We start from the raw sequence: 7792 nt of genomic DNA, 5'->3' as shown, positions 1-7792 counted from the left end.
AAGCACAGACCAACGCCTACGAACGTGCACTCTCCGAGGTCAGGCAGGGACAGAAACGCTCTCACTGGATGTGGTACATCTTTCCGCAGTGCGATGGTCTCGGGTCCAGTCAGGCCGCCAAACGCTATGCGATCAAGAGCGCCGCGGAAGCGAAGGCCTACCTGAGCCACCCTCTGCTTGGTCCACGGTTGATCGAGTGCTGTGAGGCGGTTCTTCGTGTCGAGGGACGCTCCGCTGACGCGATTTTTGGTGCCCTTGACGCGATGAAGTTAAAGTCTTGCGCGACCCTGTTTGCTTCCGTTTCTCCTGTAGGATCGGTCTTTGATCAGCTACTCGACCAATTCTTTCAGGGCGAGCGTGACAAGCAGACGCTCCATTTCCTCAAGGCTGGAGGCAAAGACACGTAAGACTCTAAGGTGAGGCTCTGAAGTGAACTCTCGGGGACAACTAGGCACAAGACTTATACGGCAGCTGTAGCGATCAGGCTAGCGTTACTGTTGGCAGCGCATGAGGTGTGCCAGTTGAGAGTGTCAAACAAACGGTGGAAATTGAGGCAGGGCAGCGTGAAAGCCTTGTAGGATAGGGCTTTCGCTAAAGCTGATTGTAAGGCTGTCTCAACAGTGATTACCGATTCGCTCGCAAAACCGCTCAGTGAAGGATCTTGCCGTTTTGTCTCAAAACTCATTGCTGCCGCTTGCTTTTGAGACTTTGATTGGGAGACGAGTTTTGAGACGCATAGTCGCCGATGCAACGGTAGTATCGGTTAACCTGTAGCGAAGCGCTCGCAAACGACTGAGGTTTCAGCGCTCTTCAGCACATTGACTTGTTTGCGTGCGCGCTCTAGCCCTACTGCACGAGCTCCCAGAGTAATCATGACATGCTTGCCATCACGTGAGTCAGCCCTGATGCTAGGCTGTTTCAAGTCAGGAGGCGGAGCAGTGCATCGAAATTGTGTGCGGCATAACCGACTGCAAAAGGAGACTGTGATTGCAAAAGGGGCAGCAGACGACTCAGCGATCGCAGCAGCTGACTACCAGCCAACGGCCCTAATTGGTCGCGGAGTTGGGTCAAGAGGCGATTGCCCGCAAGATTGTCTGTTCCCGGTCTCAGGAGGCAGTGGGTGCGGATGACTTGAAAATGGGTGATCTGATTGGTTTGGATTGCTTGACAAAGCTCTTCGGCAGCTTGCTTGACCAAGGACTCGCTGACCGCTTTCATCACAAAGGGTTGGAGCGTGAGCAATGGCTCAGCCTGAAGGAACAGCTTCTCCACGAACGCTCGCTCTTCTAAACTCACAATGCTCTCTAACAGTACGGCGGCATCAGGCACATCGAGAAGATGGCTTTGCAGACGATAAAGAGAGATGGGTTCCTGCCAGATTGCCAGCCAGTAAACGATTGCCCACTCCAGAGCAGACAGCCGCCGTAGTTGTTGCTGAAGCATGGCACGGAGGCGGTTGCCCATCATTACCGTATGCTGATTTAAGTAGGCAAGCACATTGCCATCAAACAGATCCCGAATGAGCGGAGCCGTTAACTTGAGTGCCAGTGGATTGCCACCATAGAGCCTGGTCAGCGCCTGTAACCCCTGTTCCTTGCCTGTGAAAGATCGGCTTTGCAGTAAGTCTAGAGCGGCAGCTGTGGATAGCCCCCGCAAAGTCAAGCAGCGGACCTTCTCGCCCTCACCGTCAAAGCCTGGTGGTCGCTCCCGGCTCGTCACCAGAAGACAGCTCTGGTGACGATCGCGGCTCAACCGCAGGAAGAGTTCGCCATACTCCTCGTAGCCTGAGCGATAGGCATTGTTGCTATCCAAAATTGCTTCCAACCCATCCAGTACCAGCAGGCAGCGCCGTGTCTGCAAATAACGTAATAGCTGGAGACGACCTATTTGTACATCATGGGCAGTGTGCATGGGTTGCCCCATGGAAAATGTATACAAGAGACTATCGAGTAGCTGGTGCAAGGTCGGTGCCGCCTGAAGCGATCGCCAGAGGATGCATTCAAAAGGCAAGGCAGGAGCGAATTGTGTAGAGGACGTTTGCTCCTTGGTTCCTTGGTTTCCCAGCTGATCCACCAGTGCCAATGCCAGTGCCGTTTTGCCGACACCACCCATGCCCAAAATGGTCAACAGCTTGCAGCGATCGACAACCATCCATTCAGTCAAGAGATTGAGCTCCTGATAGCGCCCATAAAAGCTCTCTACATCAGGCGCTTCGTCCAGGTCATACACGATGTTTTGGGAAAGCGCTGTCTCTTTTGGGAGAGCTTCTTCAAGGGGCGGCGCTGTCGAGTCGGCAATCTGTTCCCACTGGCTCAGTCCTACTGCCTGACAGAGGGCAATGAAAATATCGTGCTGAATACGGTCACCCTGCCAAAATCGCCGCAAGGTAGCTCTGGAAGTGTGAGCGTCTTGCCACCAGCGGGCGGTACTGGTTTTCGTCCAGCCACGTTGCCGTCGTGCCTGGTCAACCATTGCCAAACCGACTACCGATGCTTTCAGCGAGCTTGTGCTACCCATACGCGTTTAGCTTTTGGTTGATCAAGAAAGAGGTGATGACGGTCTAACGGCTAATCAGACCGCGCTTCAGCCAGGGTGGCACCGCCATCAGAGTGCTTTGATTTTGGCTTATTTTTGAGCGAACGGAGATAAACTGAGCACGACTGAGCACAGAGGTGAGCACTAAAGTGAGCCTTTCTTGCAGTGATCCGCTCTTACGCTGGAAACAAGCAAACCTAATGTGGAAGGAACGCCAGCGATGACCCTAGTGCAAAGTCTTAAACGCCAAGTCGGTGGCTTATCTGTCGAGGTACCCAATCGACCACCGCTTGTTTTTCCCCTCCAGCATACGGCGGTCAACGCCCACATTGCGGGGAACGTGTCACGGGTAGAAATCACCCAATCCTTTGCCAATCCCTTCACCACCACGTTAGAAGCCACATACGTCTTCCCCTTACCGGATCAAGCAGCCGTAGATGAGATGGAACTGCGGCTGGGCGAGCGCATTATCAAAGGCAGCATCAAAAAACGTCAAGAAGCACAACAACTGTACGAGCAGGCAAAGCAACAGGGATATACGGCGGGACTGCTGGAGCAAGAGCGGGACAATATCTTTACTCAGTCCCTTGCCAACATCCAACCCGGCGAGTCGATCGAGGTCATGCTTCGCTACACTGCCAGTCTGACGTTTGAAGGGGGTGACTACGAATTTGTCTTCCCGATGGTTGTGGGTCCTCGCTATATTCCGGGTATCACTATTGAAGACGAGCGGATGGGGGGCGGTACAGCGATCGCTCCCCTGACCCGTAACCAGGATACCGATTTGGTGCCTGATGCTTCTCGCTTAAATGCACCCATCCTGCCGGAAGGAAGTCGCTCCAGTCATGACATCCGTGTGACGGTGACGATCGATGCTGGGATGCCTGTGCAGCGAGTTGTTTCGCCCTCCCATCAAATCCAGGTGGAACAAGAAGGGCAAACCCTGCGGGTGCAACTCGCGGGTGCAGACACGCTTCCCAACAAAGATCTGATTCTGCGGTACCAAGTGGCTGGCAGCAACACCCAGGCGACGATCCTGACGCAAGCAGACGAGCGGGGCGGACATTTCGCCCTCTACCTCATTCCGGCACTCCAGTATTGTCCAGACAACCTGGTGCCCAAGGATGTCGTGTTTCTGATTGATACCTCTGGTTCTCAGCAGGGCGATCCACTATGGAAGTGCCAGGAGTTGATGCGCCGCTTCATTCAGGGGTTAAATCCCGATGACACTTTTAGCATCATTGATTTTTCCGACACGACACGCCAACTGTCGCCGTTGCCACTGCCGAATACGCCCCAAAATCAGGCACGCGCCCTGCATTACATTGACCAGTTGCAGGCTGGAGGTGGCACAGAACTGCTGCGGGGTCTCCGAGCCGTGCTTAATTTTCCCCTTGTGCAGCCAGGACGGTTACGGAGCATCGTCCTACTGACGGATGGCTATATTGGCAATGAAAATCAGATTCTGGCCGAGGTACAGCAGCAGCTACAGCCAGGGAATCGGCTCTATAGCTTCGGTGCCGGTAGTTCAGTGAACCGTTTTCTGCTCAACCGGATCGCTGAGTGCGGTCGGGGCATTTCCCGCATCGTGCGGCACGATGAGCCCACAGCAGACGTTGCTGAGCAGTTCTTCCGGCAGATCAACAACCCCGTGCTGACGAATCTGCATCTCCGTTGGGAAGGGGCTGGCGAACCACCGATCATGCATCCGCCCACTCCACCCGATTTATTTGCCGAACAGCCCCTGGTCATCTTTGGTCGCAAAGCGGATCGGGTGTCCGGGAAGCTGCACGTTTCAGGCATTGCAGCAGGGGGCAAGCGCTATCAGCAAACGTTCCACCTTCAGTTTGAAGCCACAGGTCAGCCTGCGATCGCGCAACTTTGGGGACGTGCGCGCATCAAAGACCTGATGAATCACATGATGAGTGGCGAGACTAAAGCCTGCGTAGCCGCCGTCACCCATACGGCGCTGGACTATCAACTCCTGTCGCCCTATACAGCGTTCGTTGCCACCAGCGAGGAAGCGCGAGTCAATCCTCAGGAGCAGGCCATCTCAGTGCAGGTACCCGTGGAAATGCCCGAAGGTGTCAGCCATGTCAGTGTTTTTGGTGGCGCGGCGGCGGGTGCGTTGCCAGCCATGACGGCGACTGTCACGCCTGCACCTGAAAGCCTTAGAAGTTTCTCTGCCCAGTCTATTGTCCAAGCTGTTGTTCAGTCTGTTGATCGGCTAGTTGGCTCGAACAGTCTTCCTCAACGAACCCAACCCCGAACAGTGCGGTTATACGCTGTTTCTAGCCCCGGAGGACAAGACGCTGAGTCCAGCTTCGTGTCTGAAACGGTGGGTGAGCGCTTACAGATTGTCAGTGCAGCAGGATTCGCACAAAGGGAAATTGCTCAACTCACCCAACGGTTGCAGTCGCTGCCAGTACCAATTGGCTTTCACGGGAAGCTTGTCTTTGAATTTCAAGTGGCCAACGGTCGCGTTAGCCAAGTTGTCCTGGATGAACTTGGCTTGAATGAGCAAACCTCTACGGTAAAAAAAGGAAAAGGAATAGTAATTAGGGAAATTCGCCGATCGCTTCTCACCTGGCAACCCGATCCATCCATCAACACCACGGTTCGTCTGACCCTGCGCCTTCAGTGAGCCTAAAGCACCCAATGAGTAGACCTTAAGGCATCGATGACCATCTTTTTTTGAGTTACAGTCTTGCTAGCCAGTAGAAACAGTCAAGTTTTACGGGAACCATCACGACAGCGCGAGCAAGCAACCGGGGCATCTACGGCGATGGCTTATTTTGAAACCGAAAACCGTTTGACGAAACCACCAGGAGCAGTATGGCACCTTCTCATCCGCCTGCTGATGATCAATTCGCAGAGCCGCAGACCGCTGCGAAGCCAACCCCTTTACCGTTGAGCGCCGATGGCTTAAGTGTAAAGGTGCAAGCCGCCTTTCGTGCTGCCTTGCAACAGGTTGGACAACTCTCTCCGCAAGCCTTTGCTCAACGCTACTCCAGCCACGCGCACTACTTACCGCAGCTAAGCTGGGACCCCACGACGGCTCAGTTTTGGCAGGACTTCAACTGTGACCCCTCAGAACGGCAACAGCAACCCAGCAGCCAACAGCAACGTCCGTTTGATTTTCGGCTGACGGAGCGAGAATTGGCGGCGTTCAAGCAGCAGGGCTTTGTCGTTAGTGAACGGTTGGGTGGCCAAAGCTTTAGTGAACTTTTCTACCGCCTCTATAGCAATGATTTACCCGTCTTTGTGTCGGCAGATGCCATCTTGCACGCCTGGCACCGTTCTTATGATGCCGTTTTGGAAGAGCTGGAAGCGAACTATCTCTTTCACTCCCTGACAGAACTACTGCAAGGCATAGCAGAGCAGCTGCCTGCCGTCTGGCAGCAATACGGCAACGGTCCACTGCAGGAAAGCTTGCAAGATGTGGACTACTTTCTCGCTGTGGCGCGATCGCTCCTGCTGCAGGATGAACTGAAACCGCAGCCTAACCCAGCGCTCATCCAAACGGTTCTAGGGCAAGCGCTACGAGTCACCGAGACGTTGACGGCGATTGGAGGGGAACAGTTACAGGAGGTGGAGCTGTTTGGACAGAAGCGACTGGTTGACTACTCCCAGTTCAAGCCTCGGGGGCATTACGAAAATTCTGACCAGTTGAAGCGCTACTTCCGGGGCATGATGTGGTGTGGCACGATCGACTTCCGCCTTGTTGGCACCGCTACAACAGCCTTTCCACGTGAACTAGGTGCGGCTGTTGTGCTCTATCACCTACTACAGCAGTCCGGCAGGTTTGAGCAGTGGCAGCACTTTGATGAACTGCTCCAAACGTTTGTGGGTCAGAGTGATTCCCTCACTTTTGCTCATTTGGGGCAGATGCTCAAAGACGCTAACATGCATACCCTCGATGCGATTGAGCACCAAGAGGCGTTAGTGCAACTGCAAGCACGGCTGACTCATGCGTCGCCTGGAGGACAAGCGATCGCGGGGCATCCCTATGATGTTGCTCCTACGGGACAACCCAGCCAACTGCCCACCGCTTTCACGCTGATGGGGCAAAAGTTTGTCTTAGATAGCTGGGTACTTGCTCAAGTCGTGTTTGATCGCATTCAGTGGGATGGTGAGAAGGTTCAACGGCGTATTCCTACGTGTCTGGATGTGGCGTTTGCAGCCTTAGCGAATGATCAGGTGATGCCGAACTTAGTGGCGGCAATGACCAACTCACAGGACGAATAGAGGCTGATTTTATGGTCTTCTGCCAAGGCAAATGTTTGATTTTGGAAGTAGACGGGCAGCACCATGCTGAGGCAGGACAGGCGATCAGAGACTATGCCAGCGATCGAGTGTTGCTTCGTTCTGGTGTGCCCACAGTCTGCTTTACGGCGCAAGATTACTTCAAGCGTCCGCAGACGGTCGTGTCGGAGCTTTTGTCGATTCTCATGCCGAATGTGTTAGTCACAGCCTGATTGGAGTGGTTGAGGGCGTAACAAACCTCGTAAAGGCGGCTTACTTCGTCGATGTCTAAGAGTGTCAAGTTGGGAGTAACAGACGGCAGCCGAGCTTTAGGGTGCTACCGTTGGTAGCGCAAAAAGGTGGACAGCACCCGTGCGTTCCCCCTGAGCATTCAGTGCGCTTGGGTCACCAACGACAACGTAACGATCAGAGAGGCTGACCGTGGGTAGGAATTCTTTTCTGTCCGCTCGTGGTACTAGCTTGGCGAGTTGCGACCAGTACTCGGAGTGTGGTTGACGATGAAACAGAAACACTTCCCCTTCGCTATTCCGGGCAAAGAAATTAGCTTGTTGACCAACAGCAGCAACGACCGCGTAATCGCCTTTGATGGCGGCCCGACGACCAAACCCATAATCCAGCATCAAGCCGAGCAGTCCGCCCGGACGCTGCACATAGCGGGGTGCTAGTTTAGCCGTTTGTTGCCAATCACTGCTGGCAGCCGGGCGTTTGGCAATGTAAGCAGAGCCGATAAAACCCGGCGCACTGAGCACCACACCCAAGAGCAGGGTGTTCCCATCCAGCGCAACCGATCCGGTGCCACCAGAGATGCTGCGACCAAGGAGCTTCTGCGGCATGGGAAACACGAACTCTCCCTTGTAAGCCCAAGTGCCCGCTTGGGACTGACGCTCAAAAAAGACGGCAACAGCGCCCGCTGGCTCGTTTTTGGTGCCGCCCACTAAAATAGTGTTACCACTGACTGCCACAGACCCGTTCAAATAAGGGGCTGGCTCAG

At 54.4% G+C, this 7792-nt stretch carries 6 protein-coding genes; 4 read left to right on the top strand and 2 right to left on the bottom strand.

The window, feature by feature from the left end; genetic code table 11:
- Positions 1-407, top strand: a 407-nt coding sequence (locus tag H6F86_RS16125) for a DUF1810 domain-containing protein (protein WP_190449683.1), incomplete at its 5' end; no start/stop codon positions are given.
- Between the two features lie 511 nt (positions 408-918).
- Here H6F86_RS16125 and H6F86_RS16120 read toward each other — a convergent pair.
- The gene (locus tag H6F86_RS16120; RefSeq protein WP_190449681.1) at positions 919-2517 is read right to left on the bottom strand and encodes an NACHT domain-containing protein; all 1599 of its coding nucleotides are present in this window, start codon (positions 2515-2517) and stop codon (positions 919-921) included.
- A gap of 238 nt (positions 2518-2755) precedes the next feature.
- Between H6F86_RS16120 and H6F86_RS16115 the strand changes: the two genes are divergently transcribed.
- From H6F86_RS16115 to H6F86_RS16105, 3 genes are all read left to right on the top strand, one after another.
- On the top strand, positions 2756-5179 hold the full coding sequence (locus tag H6F86_RS16115) for a VIT domain-containing protein (protein WP_190449679.1): 2424 nt from the start codon (positions 2756-2758) through the stop codon (positions 5177-5179).
- Between the two features lie 191 nt (positions 5180-5370).
- The gene (locus H6F86_RS16110; protein ID WP_190449678.1) at positions 5371-6783 is read left to right on the top strand and encodes a DUF3160 domain-containing protein; all 1413 of its coding nucleotides are present in this window, start codon (positions 5371-5373) and stop codon (positions 6781-6783) included.
- 11 nt (positions 6784-6794) lie between these two features.
- A complete protein-coding gene (locus H6F86_RS16105) occupies positions 6795-7013 on the top strand; it encodes a DUF559 domain-containing protein (protein ID WP_190449676.1) in 219 nt (72 codons plus the stop codon).
- Between the two features lie 96 nt (positions 7014-7109).
- Here H6F86_RS16105 and H6F86_RS16100 read toward each other — a convergent pair.
- The coding region (locus tag H6F86_RS16100) for a hypothetical protein (protein WP_190449674.1) at positions 7110-7792 on the bottom strand (683 nt) is incomplete at its 5' end.

This window comes from Phormidium sp. FACHB-592 (genome assembly GCF_014695795.1).
Lineage (GTDB): Bacteria > Cyanobacteriota > Cyanobacteriia > Leptolyngbyales > Leptolyngbyaceae > Stenomitos.
The sequence above is the reverse complement of the archived record's forward strand: the minus strand, read 5'-3'. Positions and strand labels throughout refer to the sequence as shown.

Coding starts and splice junctions, on each gene's coding strand:
- H6F86_RS16120 (WP_190449681.1), bottom strand. CDS start 2,517: ATGGGTAGCACAAGCTCGCTGAAAGCATCGGTAGTCGGTTTGGCAATG.
- H6F86_RS16115 (WP_190449679.1), top strand. CDS start 2,756: ATGACCCTAGTGCAAAGTCTTAAACGCCAAGTCGGTGGCTTATCTGTC.
- H6F86_RS16110 (WP_190449678.1), top strand. CDS start 5,371: ATGGCACCTTCTCATCCGCCTGCTGATGATCAATTCGCAGAGCCGCAG.
- H6F86_RS16105 (WP_190449676.1), top strand. CDS start 6,795: ATGGTCTTCTGCCAAGGCAAATGTTTGATTTTGGAAGTAGACGGGCAG.